Here is a 13,292-nt window from a genome sequence, read left to right as displayed (position 1 = left end):
ACAATCGCGGCTTTGCTTTCCGCTGCCTGGCTAAGGAGTAACCGTGGAATCGGTGATTTCCGTCGAGAATCTGAGCAAGACCTACAAGTCCGGTCATCCGGCGCTGAGCAACATCAACCTGGATATCCGCCAGGGCGAGATCTTCGCCCTGCTCGGTCCGAACGGCGCCGGCAAGACCACCCTGATCAGCATCATCTGCGGCATCGTCAATCCGGGCGAGGGCAGGGTGCGCGTGGCCGGCCACGACATCAAGGGTGACTACCGTGCCGCGCGCTCGGCCATCGGCCTGGTGCCGCAGGAACTGGTCAACGATGTGTTCGAGACGGTCTGGGCCACGGTGAAGTTCAGCCGTGGCCTGTTCGGCAAGAAGCCCGATCCGCAGTTCCTCGAGCAGCTGCTCAAGGACCTGTCGCTGTGGGACAAGCGCGACGCCAAGATCTTCGAACTGTCCGGCGGCATGAAGCGCCGGGTGATGATCGCCAAGGCGCTGTCCCACGAGCCGTCGATCCTGTTCCTCGACGAGCCCACCGCCGGCGTGGACGTGGAGCTGCGCCGCGACATGTGGAACATGGTGCGGCGCCTGCGCGAGCGCGGCGTGACCATCATCCTCACCACCCACTACATCGAGGAGGCCGAGGAGATGGCCGACCGCATCGGGGTGATCCGCAAGGGCGAGATCATCCTGGTGGAGGACAAGGACGTGCTGATGCACAAGCTCGGCAAGAAGCAGCTGACCGTGCAGCTCAAGCACCCGTTGGGCAGCGTGCCGGTCGAGCTGGCCGGCCACGGCCTGGAGCTGGCCGACGAGGGCCATGCGCTGGTCTACACCTTCGACGCCCAGCGCGAGCACACCGGCATCGCCGAGCTGCTCAAGGACCTGGCCCAGCACGGCATCGACTTCAAGGACCTGCAGTCCAGCGAGAGCTCGCTGGAAGACATCTTCGTCAGCCTGGTCCATGAGAAGGAGCGCGCATGAACCTGCAAGCCATCAAGTCCATCTACCTGTTCGAGCTGCACCGCACCTGGCGCACCCTGCTGCAGAGCATCGCCACCCCGGTGATCACCACCTCCCTGTACTTCGTGGTGTTCGGTTCGGCCATCGGCTCGAGCATGACCGAGGTGCACGGGGTCAGCTACGGCGCCTTCATCGTGCCGGGCCTGATCATGCTGGCGCTGCTCACCGAGAGCATCGGCAATGCCTCGTTCGGCATCTACATGCCCAAGTACTCGGGGACCATCTACGAGCTGCTGTCGGCACCGGTATCGTTCTTCGAGATCCTGGTCGGCTATGTCGGCGCGGCGGCGACCAAGTCGGTGATCCTTGGCCTGATCATCTTCGCCACCTCGTCGCTGTTCGTCGATTTCGAGGTGGCCCACCCGTTCTGGGCGCTGGCCTTCCTGTTGCTGACGGCGATCACCTTCTGCCTGTTCGGCTTCATCATCGGCGTGTGGGCCGACGGCTGGGAGAAGCTGCAGGTGGTGCCGGCGCTGATCGTCACGCCGCTGGCCTTCCTCGGCGGCAGCTTCTACTCGATCAGCATGCTGCCGGAACTGTGGCAGAAGCTGACCCTGTTCAACCCGGTGGTGTACCTGATCAGCGCGTTTCGCTGGGCCTTCTTCGGCGTGGCTGATGTCAACCTCGGCCTGAGCATCGGCATGATCCTCGGCTTCCTGCTGGCCTGCGTGCTGGTGGTGAGCTGGATCTTCAAGACCGGTTACCGCCTGCGCCACTGACGGCTGCGGCCCCGGGCAGGATGGGTTGCCGGGCCACTCATCCGGCCCGCCGGGCCTGCTAGAGCCCCGTGGCCTTGGCGCGGGGCTCGTCGGGAACGCCTGCGGGCATCGCCAGCGGCGTGGCGAAGTTCAAGGCGGTCATGTACAGGGTGCCGCTGTCCGGCCGATCCAGATTCGCCAGGGCACAGATGAAGTCGAACACCGCATCGGCCTGCGGCGCATCCACCACCACGTGCAGAACCCGCGCCAGCGCCGCCTCCGGTACCTTGTCGCGGGGCGCCTTGGCCGCCTGTAGCACGGCCACGCCGCGGCAGTGCACGCTGTGCGCCCGGGTGATGCCCAGCTCGTCGCGCAGCCGCTGCAGCACCCGCTGATCGGTGCCGTCGTCGGGCAGGATGCAGGTGATGAGTTTGGCCGCCGCACCCGGTAGGGCGAAGGTCGGCCCGCTCACGAGGCATCACCCTTGCCATGCATGTCGCGGGGAATGTAGGTGGCCACTTTCTCGACCTGGGTGGCGTAGATCATGCCGGCGCCGGGCACATCCAGTCCGGCCGTGTGGTAGATGGTTTCCATCAGGGCGTCCTGATAGTCGGCCGCCACCAGCAGGTTGACCACTTCCTTCTCCGCATCGATGGCGATGCTGAGCAGGCCGAGGCGCTCGCGCGGGCCGAAGCCGTGAGCGTGGTAGACGATCGCGCCCGGTGCGCCCATGCCCTGGGCCGCGCGAATCACCTGGTCGGCACGCCCTGCGGCGACGATACAGGTGATCAGCGCGACGTCGGTGAGGTAGGTGATCCCCTCGGCTTTCATGTCGACTCTCCCTTGGTCAGTAATTGATCTGCAGGCTGCACGGTGGCTGCCCTGGCCTGACGCCACATCTGGATGCGGGCCCATTGGCCGAGGAGCATGACGCTGATGATGGGGCCGGCCGAGGCCATGGTGAGAATGCCGAAGCCCTCGACGGCATGGGTGGCATTGCCCAGCCCCAGGCCCATGGCCAGCACCAGCGGCACGGTGATCGGCCCGGTGGTTACGCCGGCGCTGTCCCAGGCCACGTTGACGAACTCTTCGCTGGAGAACGCCGTCAGCAGTGCGGCCAGCAGATAGGGCGGCAGCACCAGCCAGACCAGCGGCAGGTCGAACACCAGCTTGGCCACGCCGAGGGACACACCGCAGGCGACCCCGATCGACACGGCGCGGATCAGGCTGCTCTTGCGCATGAATCCGTTGGTCAGGGTCTGTGCCGTGACGCCCAGTGCATTCAGTGCCGGTTCTGCGACGGTGGCGCCGTAGCCGAGCAGCCAGGCGAAGGCCAGGGCCAGGACCAGTCCCACCTGATAGCGGTAGAGCGGCGAGTTGTCCGCGCCGGGAATCTCCATGAAGGCGGCCGGGATCAGCGCGCCGGCACTGCCGCCCAGCTTGGACAGGCCGTAGGTCAGTCCGAGGTTGAATACGCACATGCCGATCACGGTCAGGGCGATGCCGAGGAGTATCTCGCTGCGCCGCGGCAGGCTCTGGCGCAGCAGCAGTTTCAGTACCAGCAGCAGGAAGATCACCAGGGGCACGATGGCGCGCACTCCCGAGACGATTTCCAGCCCGGGGCTGACGCTGTACCAGGCGGCCGCCTGTTGTCCGGCGCCAGCGGCGGCCTGGGCAGCCGCCACGATTTCCGTCGGCGTGGCGCTGCTTGCCACATACAGGGTCAGCAGCATGACGCCGACGACGGGAAACAGTGAGGCCAGGGTGACGATGCCGAAGCCGGACAGCCCGGAGCCGCCCTTGCCGGCCGCCGCCGCGATGCCGACGCCCAGTGCCAGGACCAGCGGTACCGTGACCGGGCCGGTGGTGACCGCGCCGGCGTCCCAGGCCAGGCCGATGACCTTGGCCAGCTCCGGGTCGCTGGCCATATACACCGTCAGCAGCAGGACCGGCACCAGTGAGGCATAGATCAGCGGTTTCAGGCTCCAGCCGTAGAGGAAGCGCAGCGTGCCGATCACTGCGGCCAGGCCGACGCTGGCCCCGACCACCAGTACCAGCTCGCCGGTCCACTGGTTGAGGATCGCCCACAGGTAGGGCGCCCGCTCTGCAGAGACATTCTGTCCGGCAGCGCGCAACGCGCCGATGGCCGGTTCGGCAAAGGTCACGCCGATGCCCAGCAGCAGGGTGATCAGCAGGACCACGGGCAGCGACGACTTGCGCGGCAGGTTGCTGCCGATCACCTCGCCGAAGGGCATCAGGCCGAGCTTCAGCCCTTCCATGAACAGCATCAGCCCGACTATCACCGCGAACAGGCCGCCGGTGACGAGCAGCGAGTCCTCCACCACCTGGCGCAGGACGATGATCTGGAACAGCGCCAGGTACAGCGCCAGCGGCACCACGGCGCGCAGCTGCTCCATCAGGCGGACATTGATATAGGGCTTGAGGACGGCGATGACCTCGTCCCCGCGCAGCTGTGCGGCCTGGTAGGGCGCGGCGCGCCAGCGCCCGTCGGCATCGCGACCCGGCGCGGGGGTCAGGTCGCGCAGGGGGATCTCGCGGCGCCCCGCGCCGATCCCGCGCAGGTAGTCGGCATAGCGGATGGAGTCTTTCATAGGCTCTTCTGCTCCGGGTGATCTACCCACGACATGCCAGTGGTCTGGCGGTGGTGTGATTCTGCCCAGAAGGCTAGGGAGCATTTCCGGGCGCGTCCAATCTCACACAGGAATATGACCATCGACGTCGCGTTCGCCCATGGCGCGAAGCCTGGCGCAGCGGCCGCTGGGCATGCTCGCGGTCGCTGGCAAAAAGAAGGCGATTACCTAGTATGAAAATTGGCCGCCGCGAGAGCGGCCCCGTGTCAGCTTCGTCGAATCTGCCTGAGGCCACTCCTGCCATGAGCATCAAGAGCAAACTGCTGACCAGTTTTCTGGTGGCGACCCTGGTCCCCGTGCTGATCGTCGCGCTGCTGACCATCCGCAACGTGACGCAGCAGGCCAGGACCCACTTCCACGAGGCCAGCAGCCTGGATGTGCGGCTGGTCGACAACACCTTCGTCACCTTCTTCGACTCGGTCGGCCACACCGTCTCCGCGCTGGCGGACTACCCCGCGCTGCGCGACACCGCCGGCGGCGAGCTGAGCAACTACTTCGGCGAAAAGCGCAAGCCCAGCGAGGTCGCCACGGCCAATGGCGGCCGCGAGAAACAGGTGTTCGACTACTTCTCCAGCATCGGCAACAACAACCCCACTTTTGGCTACGTCTACATGAGCGATACCAACGGCGCCTATGTGGAGTGGCCGGGCACCGGCGAGTACGGCGACTGGGACCCGCGCAAGCGGCCCTGGTACGACATCGGCAAGAACGCCAATTTCACCCTGGCGCGCCGTGACGGCTACTACTGGGAGTCGGACGACGCGGTGTACGTCTCGGTGCTCAAGGGCTTCAAGGATCAGGCCGGCGCCTTCGCCGGGGTGGTGGCGGTAGACGTGTCGCTCAAGGCCCTCACCGACATGACCCAGAAGATCCGCTTCGGCGAGACCGGTTTCTTCATGCTGGTGGAGAGCAGCGGCACCCTGCTGGTCGACGGCCGGCAGCCGGCGCACAACTTCAAGAAGCTCAGCGAGCTGAAGGGCGACTACTTCGCCACCATCGCCCAGACCGACAACGGCCTGATTGAGGTGAGCATCGACGGCGTCGACTACATGGCCAACGTCTACACCTCGCCGGAGCTGGGCTGGAAGTTCATCGGCTTCATGCAGAGCGACGAAATCTTCGCCAGCGCCCATCAGCTGGCCTGGCAGACCCTGGTCGTCTCCGCCGTGCTGGTGCTGCTGTTCGGCTTCGCCGGGGTGATCATCGCCAACCGCATCGTCACCCCGATCAACCTGGTCAAGGAAGGGCTGCGTACCATCGCCCAGGGCGAGGGCGACCTGACCCGCCGGCTGAACCTGCTGAGCAAGGACGAAACCGGTGAGCTGGCCAACTGGTTCAATCAGTTCATCGAGTCGACCCAGGCGATGATCAAGGTGATCAAGGACAACGCCATCAGCATGCACGGCGTGTCCAGCCAGACCAACGAACGCACCACGGCCATGTCAGCCAGCCTGCAGCATCAGTTGAGCGCGGTGGAGCAGATCGTCACGGCGGTGACCGAGATGTCCTCCGCCGCCAACGAGGTGGCGCAGACCTGCGTGCGCACGGCCGACGCCTCCAAGCAGGGGCTGGACGCCACCAGCAACGGCAAGGAGGTGATCGCCCGCAGCACCGCCGGGGTCAACAAGCTGGGCGCCAGCATCCTCGAGTCGAGCAAGGTGATCCAGGAGCTGGAGCGCGAGACGGTGAGCATCAACAACATCCTCTCGACCATCCAGCAGATCGCCGAACAGACCAATCTGCTGGCCCTCAACGCGGCCATCGAAGCGGCGCGCGCCGGCGAGCAGGGCCGCGGCTTCGCGGTGGTGGCGGACGAGGTGCGCAACCTGGCCAAGCGCACCCAGGACTCCACCGGCGAGATCAACAAGATCCTCAATCTGCTGGTCAGCCGCATCAGCGAAGTGACGACGACCATGGACCACAGCCTGAGCGAGTCGGGCAAGGCCATCGAGCTGGCCAGCGAGGTGATGGGCGCCTTCGAGAGCATCGAGGGCGCCATGCAGATGATCCGCGACATGACCATGCAGATCGCCACGGCCACCGAGGAGCAGCACCTGGTGACCGAGGACATCAACCAGAACATCGTCGCCATCAACGACTCGGTGAGCCAGGTCTCCAGCCAGGCCATGGAGGTGGAGCAGTACTCCCACGAGCAACGCGAGCTGAGCAGTGCGCTCAAGCAACTGGTGGGGCGTTTCCGCACCGAGTGAAGTTGACGATCAGCACTCGATGATATTGACCGCCAGGCCGCCCCTGGCGGTTTCCTTGTACTTGCTCTTCATGTCCGCGCCGGTCTCGCGCATGGTGCGGATCACCCGGTCCAGCGAGATGAAGTGCTGGCCGTCGCCACGCAGGGCCATGCGCGCGGCGTTGATCGCCTTCACCGAGCCCATGGCGTTGCGTTCGATGCACGGCACCTGGACCAGGCCGCCGACCGGGTCGCAGGTCAGGCCGAGGTTGTGCTCCATGCCGATCTCGGCGGCGTTCTCCACCTGCTGGATGGTCCCGCCGAGCACTTCGCACAGGGCGCCAGCGGCCATCGAACAGGCCACCCCGACTTCGCCCTGGCAGCCGACCTCGGCGCCGGAGATCGAGGCGTTCTCCTTGTACAGGATGCCGATGGCCGCGGCGGTGAGCAGGAAACGCACCACGCCGTCGTCGTTGGCGCCGGGCACGAAGCGCCGGTAGTAGTGCAGCACCGCCGGCACGATGCCGGCCGCGCCGTTGGTAGGCGCGGTGACCACGCGGCCGCCGGTGGCGTTCTCCTCGTTCACCGCTAGGGCGTAGAGGTTGACCCAGTCCATCACCGTCAGCGGGTCGCGCAGGCTGGCCTCGGGGTTCTCGCTGAGTTGGCGATGCAGGGCGGCGGCGCGGCGGCGCACCTTTAGGCCGCCGGGCATGATGCCCTCGTTGCGACAGCCGGCGGTGACGCAGTCCTGCATCACCTGCCAGATCTTCAGCAGGCCGGCGCGGGTCTCGGCCTCCGGGCGCCAGGCCGCTTCATTGGCCAGCATCAGCTGGCTGATCGACAGGCCGTGCTCGTTGCACTGGGCCAGCAGCTCCTTGGCGGTCTTGAACGGGTAGGCCAGCGGCGTCTGGTCCTCGACGATGCGGTCGGCGCCGGCGGCTTCTTCATCCACCACGAAACCGCCGCCCACCGAGTAGTACTCGCGGGAGCGGACCTGCAGGCCGGCGGCGTCGAAGGCGCGGAAGATCATGCCGTTGGGGTGGAAGTCCAGCGGCTTGCGGATCATCGCCAGATGTTCCTTCTCGACGAAGCGGATCGGCTTGTCGCCGCCCAGCTTCAGCTCGCCGCTGGCGCGCATGGCGGTGAGGCGGCTGTCGATGGTCGAGGTATCGACGCTGTCCGGCTGATCGCCCTCCAGGCCCAACAGTACTGCCTTGTCACTGCCGTGGCCCTTGCCGGTGGCGCCGAGGGAGCCGTACAGCTCGACCTTGAGGCTGTGCGTGGCGTCGAACAGCCCCTCGCGCCGCAGACCCTCGACGAAGCGCGCCGCGGCGCGCATCGGCCCGACGGTGTGGGAGCTGGAAGGGCCGATACCGATCTTGAACAGGTCGAAAACGCTGAGGGACATGAAGGGCTCCGGTGACTGACTGGTCACAGCTTACACCCGGATGCCCGACAAAGACGGTCATGGATGCGACCGGCAATTACCTTTCTCCGCCCACCAGCCGTTGCAGCTTGTCCGGTTGCGCATGCTGCGGATGAGGGGCAATTTACGGCCCGGAGAGCGGCGTTAGAATGCCGGCCTTTCCCGGAGGTACGGACATGAGCGAGCAGTACGGCGTCGGCGACGCCTCCTACCAGGCGGCCGGTGGCATCGAGGGCCTGCGCCGCCTGGTCGACGACTTCTACCGCTGCATGGACGAGCTGCCAGAGGCCGCCGAGGTGCGTGCCATGCACCGGGCGACCCTGGACTCGGCGCGCGACAAGCTGGCCTGTTTCCTCAGTGGCTGGCTCGGCGGGCCCAAGCTGTTCGGAGAGAAGTACGGGCCCATCGCCATTCCCAGCTTCCACGCCCAGTGGCCGATCGGCGAGGCGCAGGCCGAGGCTTGGCTGACCTGCATGGCTCGCGCCATCGAGCGGCAGGGCTACACCCCCGCATTTGCCGAGTACCTGCTGACCCAGCTGCGCGTGCCTGCCCGGCGCATCGTCCAGGCCAGCGCCGCGCGCCACTCCAGCTAACGCGGCGAGCATCGGCCCGGGGCATAGCCACTATCGAGAGCAGCGATTTCCGCCCGAACGTGCGCCCGCCTAGAGTGGTCACACATTCAGAGGAGATCAGCAGATGCCCCGCATCGACATCATGTCCATGATCGGCAGCGCCGTCCCGGCGCCGCTACGCAGCAGTGGCCACCTGGCCTGCTGGTACGTGATGGTCGATGGCCAGCAGCATCTCGGGCCTTATGTGTCGCCCGACCTGGCCCGTGACTCCAAGCGTCATGTCGAGCGCCAACTGCACTGGCACTGATCCCCTGACAGCGAATGCTCCAGCGTCCATAGTGGCGCTTTAGGCAGCCCCGGCTGCCCGTTTATTCCCCTTGCCCGCCCCGCTCCGGCGGGCTCTTTTTTGTCCGCTCAGCGCACCCGATCGCGGCTCTGCACCGCCAGGTCCAGGGCCTTCTGCATGTCCAGGCGCGCGGAGCGGCCCACGTCCTTGTCGTCCAGCTGGTAGTTGCGCTCGGATGGCAGGATCGGCGCGGTCAGGTCCTCGGCGTCCATGGGTTCAAAGTCGTAATCGCCGCCGATGGTCATGGCGCTACGGCGCAGCAGCATGCGCAGCTGGTCCGGCTGCAGCTCGGGATTGATCGACAGCATGGCCGCCACCACGCCGGCCACCATCGGCGTGGCGTAGGAGGTGCCGCAGTGCACCTCGCCACGCTCGCCGTCGCCCAGGGTCGAGGCGCGGGTGCAGGCGGAGGCGGTGATGTCCACGCGCATGTCGATGTTCGACGAGCTGCGCTTGATCACGTAGTCGGGGTCGTCCACCGCCACGCCCTGCTTCTGGCTGCGCTGGTGGCCGCCGACCACCAGCAGCTGGTCGGTGATGAAGGAGGAGGGCAGGCGGTACTCGTCGGTACCGGAGAAGGCCGCGCCATTGCCGGCCGAGTTGATCACCACCACGTCCGGGTGCTCGCGGCGCAGCCACAGGAAGAACTCTTCCAGCAGCTCCTCGTAGCCGCTCATGGCCAGGCCCGAGCGGATCAGCGAATCGACTTCGTCGCCCTTAACGTTCTTCGCCCCGACCCGGTGGATGCCCCAGCTCCAGTTGAGTACCCGCGCACCGTCCTCGACCAGGTTGACCGAGGCGGCCACGTTGGCGGTGATGCCGGCGTCGGAGTTGCGCTCGACTATCACCTCGAAGCCTGGCCCTGCGTCGTCCAGGGCGCGCAGGAAGCCGCTGTTGCCGCCGCGCTCGGGGTGTGCGGCGAGGATGCCGGCCACGGTGCTGCCGTGGTTGTCGGGCTGGTCCGAATCGCGGGCGTACAGGCAGGTGCGCTTGTCCGGCTGGCAGCCGCCGAGCTGGTCGGCGAAGTCCGCCGCGTCGATGTCGACGTTGCGCTCGATCACGCCGATGCGTACCGGCTTGGTCTCGACCGGCGCCTGCTTGGCGGGAATGCGCCGGCGGTAGTAGTTCACCGCGTCGGCGAAGCGATTGGCCGCCCACTCGTCGTCGCTCGGCTGTTCCGGAACTTTATCTCGCTCGCTTTCCTCGCCTTTCTCCGGGGCGGATTCCTCGACTATCACCGCATCCACGCTGGCCTCGCTGCCCAGACGCAGGATCAGCGCATCGCGCTGCACCAGGTCCTTGGCTGGCAAGCGCAGCTGGTAAACGTTCAGTGGTGGGATGCCACCGACCACCTGGGCCCCGTAGCGCTTGGCCAGGCGCTCGGCCTCTTCTCGGCCGTCGTGCTTCTCCTCGATCAGCAGGCTGACCAGGTCCAGGTAGGTGGTCAGGCCGTCCATGTTCGTCGCCACCTCGTCCGGGCCGGCCGCCACCACCTGGCTGCGCCCGCGCGACAGCCACACCGGGTTGCTGCGCCGTTCTCCCTGCTGCAGCCACAGCGGCGCGCTGGGGCCTTTGGGCAGGTCCAGGCGCAGGCTCTGGCCATCGCGCTCAACGTTCTCGGCAGTCAACGTGGCCTCGCCCAGATGCACCTGCAGCTCGCCTTCGGCCAGCCCGCGCGTGCGCAGGCAATACTGGCTGGCGTCCTGCTGCAGCAGGTCGCCGCAGCGTTGCAGCTGGGTGATGCGCAATGCCTCTTCGGCATGTAGCAGCTGGGCGACGGGCAGCAGGGCGAGCAGGGCAGCGCGGGCGAGCACGGTAGCGATCTCCTTGGGGTGTCTGGCACTAGACCCGCGCTGCGCCTGTCGCGTTCATACCCTGTCGCCAGCGCGCGCAAGAACGATCAAGCGCCGGGCATACTGGCCACCGATACTGCCGGCGCAACGTGAGGAGCAAACATGGACCCCATCGGCAAGGCCCTCTGGCTGATCGAGACCGATCTCGAAGGACGCCTGGATCTGCAGGACATCGCCGACGCCTGCGGGCTGTCGCGCTTCGGCATGGCGCGGGCCTTCGTGGTCGCCACCGGCTGGCCGGTGATGCGCTACGCCCGCGCGCGGCGCCTGAGCCGGGCGGCGCGGCGGTTGGCCGACGGCGCCCAGGACATTCTCGGCCTGGCACTGGAGGCGGGCTATGGCTCCCACGAGGCATTCACCCGCGCGTTCCGCGAGCAGTTCGGCATCACGCCGGAAGCCTTGCGGGCGAGCGGCCAACTGGATGGCATCGAACTGAGGGAGGCCATGCGCATGCAACCCACCACCACCTATCCACTCGCCGAACCGCGCTTCGAGCAAGGCGAGGAGCTGCTGATCGCCGGGCTCGGCGAGCGCTTCAGCGTCGACAAGTCCCAGGGCATCAGTTCGCTCTGGCAACGCTTCGTGCCCTATATCGGCAAGGTGCCGGGGCAGCAGGGCTGGGAGACCTTCGGCCTGTGCCACAGCCCGGACGAGGACGGCAGCTTCGAGTACATCGCCGGGGTGCGGGTCAGCCGTGTCGACGAGCTGCTGCCCGGCTTCACCCACCAGCGGTTACCGGCGCGGCGCTACGCGGTGTTCCGCCACTCGGGGCATATCTCCAGCATTCACGAAACCTTCGCCGCGATCTTCCAGCGCTGGCTGCCGGCGTCCGGCATGCTGGCGGCGGACGCGCCGGAGTTCGAGCGCTACAGCGCCGACTTCGACCCCATGGCCGGCAAGGGGCACGTGGATATCTGGGTGCCGCTGCGCGACTGAAGGGGGCGGGCCGGCCTACACTGCAGACACTGTTGATAACGGCTTCTGCAGATGCCCAACCCGCTCCAATTCTCGCGCCTGGTTCACCTCGCCGCCCTGCTGTGCGCCGCCCTGGCCTGGCAGCCGGCCGGCGCCGCCACGCCCGCGCCGGAGTACCGCGTGGGCGTGGAGGCGGTGGACTACTACCCGATCTACTCGGCCGTGCCGCCGGATAACCACTACCGCGGCTATGCCCGCGAGCTGCTGGACTTGTTCGCCGCCCGCGAGAATCTGCGCCTGACCTATGTGGCGCTGCCGGTGCGGCGCCTGTTGCACGCCTACCGGGCGGGGCAGGTTGACCTGGTGTTCCCCGACAACCCGCGCTGGGAGACCAAAGACAAGCCGGCCGGCATCCGCTATTCGCAACCTGTGCTGCAGTTCCAGGACGCCATGCTGGTGCTGCCCAAGCGCCTCGGCCAGCCGCGCGCGAGTTTCCGCAAACTGGGTTTCGTGCGCGGCTTCACCCCGTGGAAGTTCCAGGACGACATCGCCGCCGGCCGCGTCAGCATCCACGAGTCGCCCAACCCCGAGGGGCTGATCCGCATGACCCTGGCCGGCTATATCGACGCCGCCAACATGGCGCGCTTCCACCTCAAGCGCCTGGGCCGGCCGGATAGCCTGATGGTGGAGCCGATCCTGCTGCCGCTACGCGACAGCTACTACCACCTGTCGAGCATCCGCCATCCCGAGCTGATCCAGCGCTTCGATGCCTTCCTGCTGCGCGAGCAGCAGGCTGTAAAGGCGCTCAAGGACAAGTACGAGCTATGAAGGCCTGCTGGCCGAATGGCACGACTTGCCCGCCGTGGCGAGTGGCGCGATAGTCGCAGGCCCCACCCGACGAGACATGGAACGATGGACAGCCTGCGCAGCAACGGACTGACGCCGACCCTGGTACGTGGCGACCTGATCGACACGCCACTCGGCGTGATGATCGCTCTGGTGGACGCCCAGGGCGCCCTGCAGCGTCTGGAGTTTCTCGACGACGAAGTGCACGAGCCGCTGATCTGGCGTGGCTACCAGCTGCAGCGCGAAGCCGCGCTGGTGGCGCCGGTGGCGCGCCAGCTGGACGAGTACTTCGCCGGCCGCCGCCGTGAGTTCGAGCTGGCCCTGGCGCCGCTGGGCAACGCCTTCCTGCATGAGGCCTGGAAGCATCTGCGCCAGGTACCCTACGGCACCACCATGACCTACGGCGCCCTGGCCCTGAAGCTGGATCGCAACACCTCGGCACGCGCCGTGGGCCGCGCCAATGCGGTCAATCCCATCGCCATCATCGTGCCCTGCCACCGCATCATCGGCGCCAACGGCAGCCTCACCGGCTATGCCGGCGGCCTGCACCGCAAACAGGCGCTGCTGGAACTGGAAGGCGTGGCCACCCCGGCGCGCCAGCAGTCGCTGCTGTAGGCGTTTCCGGTAGGCGCCGGGGGATTCTTTACGCATTCTTAACGGCCAGGCCCTGGCCGCCAGGCGAGAATTGACGCATCAGGGTGGTGTGCTGGGCGGTTTGCCCTTGCGCATGCCCACGGTCTCAAGTGCGGCGTCCGTGACGCCGCCACTCTTTCCCTGAGGTG

General features: G+C 67.0%; 13 protein-coding genes and 1 pseudogene. 9 read left to right on the top strand and 5 right to left on the bottom strand.

Going from position 1 to position 13,292, the window contains the following annotated elements; translation table 11 throughout:
- Positions 1 to 43: 43 nt before the first annotated feature.
- Both IB232_RS15480 and IB232_RS15475 read left to right on the top strand, forming a co-directional pair.
- The gene (locus tag IB232_RS15480; protein WP_192399503.1) at positions 44 to 976 is read left to right on the top strand and encodes an ABC transporter ATP-binding protein; all 933 of its coding nucleotides are present in this window, start codon (positions 44 to 46) and stop codon (positions 974 to 976) included.
- Positions 973 to 1,734, top strand: coding sequence for an ABC transporter permease (locus IB232_RS15475; RefSeq protein WP_137970974.1), 762 nt, complete (start codon positions 973 to 975; stop codon positions 1,732 to 1,734). Before IB232_RS15480 ends, IB232_RS15475 begins: the two co-directional genes overlap by 4 nt.
- Before the next feature lie 58 nt (positions 1,735 to 1,792).
- On the opposite strand, the gene IB232_RS15470 is transcribed toward IB232_RS15475, so the two are convergent.
- The 3 genes from IB232_RS15470 to IB232_RS15460 are packed head-to-tail and all read right to left on the bottom strand — an operon-like array spanning position 1,793 to position 4,325.
- Positions 1,793 to 2,185: a hypothetical protein gene (locus IB232_RS15470; protein WP_192399502.1), complete on the bottom strand. Its 393-nt coding sequence runs from the start codon at positions 2,183 to 2,185 to the stop codon at positions 1,793 to 1,795.
- On the bottom strand, positions 2,182 to 2,544 hold the full coding sequence (locus tag IB232_RS15465) for a P-II family nitrogen regulator (protein ID WP_192399501.1): 363 nt from the start codon (positions 2,542 to 2,544) through the stop codon (positions 2,182 to 2,184). Before IB232_RS15465 ends, IB232_RS15470 begins: the two co-directional genes overlap by 4 nt.
- Positions 2,541 to 4,325, bottom strand: coding sequence for a DUF1538 domain-containing protein (locus IB232_RS15460; protein ID WP_192399500.1), 1,785 nt, complete (start codon positions 4,323 to 4,325; stop codon positions 2,541 to 2,543). The genes IB232_RS15465 and IB232_RS15460 overlap by 4 nt, the downstream gene beginning before the upstream one ends.
- Positions 4,326 to 4,537: 212 nt before the next feature.
- Between IB232_RS15460 and IB232_RS23990 the strand changes: the two are divergent.
- Both IB232_RS23990 and IB232_RS23985 read left to right on the top strand, forming a co-directional pair.
- Positions 4,538 to 5,665 (top strand): annotated as a pseudogene (locus IB232_RS23990) (cache domain-containing protein); the annotation flags it as partial.
- 63 nt (positions 5,666 to 5,728) lie between these two features.
- Positions 5,729 to 6,574, top strand: coding sequence for a methyl-accepting chemotaxis protein (locus tag IB232_RS23985; protein WP_412547740.1), 846 nt, complete (start codon positions 5,729 to 5,731; stop codon positions 6,572 to 6,574).
- Between the two features lie 9 nt (positions 6,575 to 6,583).
- Here the strand turns inward: IB232_RS23985 and IB232_RS15450 are convergent, their stop codons facing one another.
- Positions 6,584 to 7,960: an L-serine ammonia-lyase gene (locus tag IB232_RS15450; RefSeq protein ID WP_192399498.1), complete on the bottom strand. Its 1,377-nt coding sequence runs from the start codon at positions 7,958 to 7,960 to the stop codon at positions 6,584 to 6,586.
- Between the two features lie 194 nt (positions 7,961 to 8,154).
- Here IB232_RS15450 and IB232_RS15445 point away from each other — a divergent pair, with 194 nt between their 5' ends.
- Both IB232_RS15445 and IB232_RS15440 read left to right on the top strand, forming a co-directional pair.
- Positions 8,155 to 8,571, top strand: a complete 417-nt coding sequence (locus IB232_RS15445; protein WP_192399497.1) for a group II truncated hemoglobin — start codon at positions 8,155 to 8,157, stop codon at positions 8,569 to 8,571.
- 103 nt (positions 8,572 to 8,674) lie between these two features.
- Positions 8,675 to 8,857, top strand: a complete 183-nt coding sequence (locus IB232_RS15440) for a hypothetical protein (protein ID WP_192399722.1) — start codon at positions 8,675 to 8,677, stop codon at positions 8,855 to 8,857.
- Positions 8,858 to 8,964: 107 nt separating this feature from the next.
- Here the strand turns inward: IB232_RS15440 and IB232_RS15435 are convergent, their stop codons facing one another.
- Entirely contained in the window at positions 8,965 to 10,710 is a 1,746-nt protein-coding gene (locus IB232_RS15435; RefSeq protein WP_192399496.1) for a S8/S53 family peptidase, read from the bottom strand.
- Between the two features lie 141 nt (positions 10,711 to 10,851).
- On the opposite strand from IB232_RS15435, the gene IB232_RS15430 reads away from it, so the two are divergent.
- From IB232_RS15430 to IB232_RS15420, 3 genes are all read left to right on the top strand, one after another.
- Positions 10,852 to 11,685, top strand: a complete 834-nt coding sequence (locus IB232_RS15430) for an AraC family transcriptional regulator (protein ID WP_192399495.1) — start codon at positions 10,852 to 10,854, stop codon at positions 11,683 to 11,685.
- A gap of 51 nt (positions 11,686 to 11,736) precedes the next feature.
- On the top strand, positions 11,737 to 12,492 hold the full coding sequence (locus IB232_RS15425) for a substrate-binding periplasmic protein (RefSeq protein ID WP_192399494.1): 756 nt from the start codon (positions 11,737 to 11,739) through the stop codon (positions 12,490 to 12,492).
- Between the two features lie 84 nt (positions 12,493 to 12,576).
- The gene (locus IB232_RS15420) at positions 12,577 to 13,125 is read left to right on the top strand and encodes a methylated-DNA--[protein]-cysteine S-methyltransferase (protein WP_225592341.1); all 549 of its coding nucleotides are present in this window, start codon (positions 12,577 to 12,579) and stop codon (positions 13,123 to 13,125) included.
- Positions 13,126 to 13,292 lie beyond the last annotated feature (167 nt).

The sequence above is a fragment of the Pseudomonas sp. PDM15 genome (genome assembly GCF_014851565.1).
Classification (GTDB): domain Bacteria; phylum Pseudomonadota; class Gammaproteobacteria; order Pseudomonadales; family Pseudomonadaceae; genus Aquipseudomonas.
Note: the sequence above shows the minus strand (reverse complement) of the source record. Positions and strands in the feature narration are given on the sequence as shown.

Coding starts and splice junctions, on each gene's coding strand:
- IB232_RS15475 (WP_137970974.1), top strand. CDS start 973: ATGAACCTGCAAGCCATCAAGTCCATCTACCTGTTCGAGCTGCACCGC.
- IB232_RS15465 (WP_192399501.1), bottom strand. CDS start 2,544: ATGAAAGCCGAGGGGATCACCTACCTCACCGACGTCGCGCTGATCACC.
- IB232_RS15460 (WP_192399500.1), bottom strand. CDS start 4,325: ATGAAAGACTCCATCCGCTATGCCGACTACCTGCGCGGGATCGGCGCG.
- IB232_RS23985 (WP_412547740.1), top strand. CDS start 5,729: ATGATCAAGGTGATCAAGGACAACGCCATCAGCATGCACGGCGTGTCC.
- IB232_RS15450 (WP_192399498.1), bottom strand. CDS start 7,960: ATGTCCCTCAGCGTTTTCGACCTGTTCAAGATCGGTATCGGCCCTTCC.
- IB232_RS15445 (WP_192399497.1), top strand. CDS start 8,155: ATGAGCGAGCAGTACGGCGTCGGCGACGCCTCCTACCAGGCGGCCGGT.
- IB232_RS15440 (WP_192399722.1), top strand. CDS start 8,675: ATGCCCCGCATCGACATCATGTCCATGATCGGCAGCGCCGTCCCGGCG.
- IB232_RS15430 (WP_192399495.1), top strand. CDS start 10,852: ATGGACCCCATCGGCAAGGCCCTCTGGCTGATCGAGACCGATCTCGAA.
- IB232_RS15425 (WP_192399494.1), top strand. CDS start 11,737: ATGCCCAACCCGCTCCAATTCTCGCGCCTGGTTCACCTCGCCGCCCTG.
- IB232_RS15420 (WP_225592341.1), top strand. CDS start 12,577: ATGGACAGCCTGCGCAGCAACGGACTGACGCCGACCCTGGTACGTGGC.